The sequence below is a fragment of the Streptomyces sp. NPDC058964 genome (assembly GCF_042741275.1).
In the GTDB taxonomy this organism is placed as follows: Bacteria; Actinomycetota; Actinomycetes; order Streptomycetales; family Streptomycetaceae; genus Streptomyces.
Genome location: NZ_JBHYKH010000234.1, coordinates 11755 through 13590 on the forward strand (window position 1 = coordinate 11755; position 1836 = coordinate 13590).

At 71.7% G+C, this 1836-nt stretch carries 3 protein-coding genes; all 3 read left to right on the top strand.

The genetic code is table 11. The features are described from left to right. Positions 1 to 621 (top strand): guanylate kinase (gmk, locus tag ACFW2E_RS26120; protein WP_384469507.1); only part of this gene is annotated, 621 nt, incomplete at its 5' end. 38 nt (positions 622 to 659) lie between these two features. Then, positions 660 to 932 (top strand): DNA-directed RNA polymerase subunit omega, encoded by a 273-nt coding sequence (gene rpoZ, locus ACFW2E_RS26125; RefSeq protein WP_005319902.1) that lies wholly within the window; start codon positions 660 to 662, stop codon positions 930 to 932. Between the two features lie 157 nt (positions 933 to 1089). Continuing rightward, positions 1090 to 1836, top strand: a 747-nt coding sequence (gene coaBC, locus ACFW2E_RS26130) for a bifunctional phosphopantothenoylcysteine decarboxylase/phosphopantothenate--cysteine ligase CoaBC (protein ID WP_384469508.1), incomplete at its 3' end; no start/stop codon positions are given.

Genomic DNA, 1836 nt, shown 5'->3' on the forward strand with positions numbered 1-1836 from the left:
TGGCACTGGTTTTTTGTTACTCCCCCACTCTCAACAAGCGCGGGCGCCCCCCCCCCCGCCCCCCGGCCGGCCGCCCGGGCGGGCCCCGTCCCCCCCCCCCCCCGGGGGGCCCCCACCCCCCCCCTCGTCGCCCATATGCGCAAGGAACACCCCGAGGTCTGGCTCTCGGTGTCGGCGACCACCCGCAAGCCCCGCCCCGGCGAGAAGCCCGGAGTCCACTACTTCTTCGTCACCGACGAGGAGATGGACAAGCTGATCGCCAACGGCGAGCTGCTGGAGTGGGCCGAGTTCGCCGGCAACCGCTACGGCACGCCGCGCGCGGCCGTGCTGGAGCACCTGGAGGCCGGGGTGCCGGTCCTCCTGGAGATCGACCTCCAGGGCGCCCGGCAGGTTCGCGAGTCCATGCCGGAGGCCCAGCTCGTGTTCCTGGCTCCCCCCTCCTGGGAGGAGCTCGTGCGCAGGCTCACCGGCCGGGGCACCGAGCCGCCCGAGGTGATCGAACGCCGTCTGGACGCGGCCAAGATCGAGCTGGCGGCCGAGCCGGAGTTCGACGTGACCCTGGTCAACACCTCCGTCGAGGACGTGGCTCGCGAGCTGCTAGCCTTGATGGACGTTGTGTGATTGTGTCTGATCTTTTCCCATCTTTCGGAAGGTAGAGCGTGTCCTCTTCCATCACCGCGCCCGAGGGCATCATCAACCCGCCGATCGACGAGCTCCTCGAGGCCACCGACTCGAAGTACAGCCTCGTGATCTACGCGGCCAAGCGGGCCCGCCAGATCAACGCGTACTACTCGCAGCTCGGCGAGGGCCTCCTCGAGTACGTCGGTCCGCTCGTCGACACCCACGTCCACGAGAAGCCGCTCTCGATCGCCCTGCGCGAGATCAACGCGGGTCTGCTGACGTCCGAGGCCATCGAGGGTCCGGCGCAGTAGCACTTTCGTATTGCAGTTGGCTTATCCACAGGCCCGGCAGCGACACTGCCGGGCCTGTGGTCTGCTCGGGGGGTGGCGGGGGTCGTTCCCCGCGGTGGTGCAGCATGGAGTCGTGCGGCGGAGACGGGCGCACGTGAGCCGAGTCCGGGGAGAGACGGTGGACAAGCCGAAGGTCGTTCTTGGGGTCAGCGGCGGCATCGCCGCCTACAAGGCCTGCGAACTGCTGCGCAGGCTCACGGAGTCGGGTCACGACGTCCGTGTGGTCCCGACGGCGTCCGCGCTGCACTTCGTCGGCGCCGCCACCTGGTCCGCCCTGTCCGGCAACCCCGTTGCGACCGAGGTCTGGGACGACGTCCACGAGGTCCCGCACGTCCGCATCGGCCAGCACGCCGACCTGGTGGTGGTGGCCCCGGCCACGGCCGACACGCTCGCCAGGGCCGCCCACGGCCTCGCGGACGACCTGCTGACCAACACGCTCCTCACGGCCCGCTGCCCGGTGGTCTTCGCCCCGGCCATGCACACCGAGATGTGGGAGCACCCGGCCACCCAGGAGAACGTGGCGACGCTGCGCCGCCGGGGCGCGGTCGTCATCGAGCCGGCCGTCGGCCGCCTCACCGGGGTCGACACCGGCAAGGGCCGCCTGCCCGACCCCGCCGAGATCTTCGAGGTCTGCCGCCGGGTGCTGGCCCGGGGCGTCACCGAGCCGGACCTGAAGGGCAGGCACGTCGTCGTCAGCGCCGGCGGCACCCGTGAGCCCCTCGACCCGGTCCGCTTCCTCGGCAACCGCTCCTCCGGCAAGCAGGGCTACGCCCTCGCCCGTACGGCCGCCGCGCGCGGCGCCCGGGTGACGCTGATCGCGGCGAACACCGGGCTGCCCGACCCGGGGGGGGGGGGGGGGGTGAGA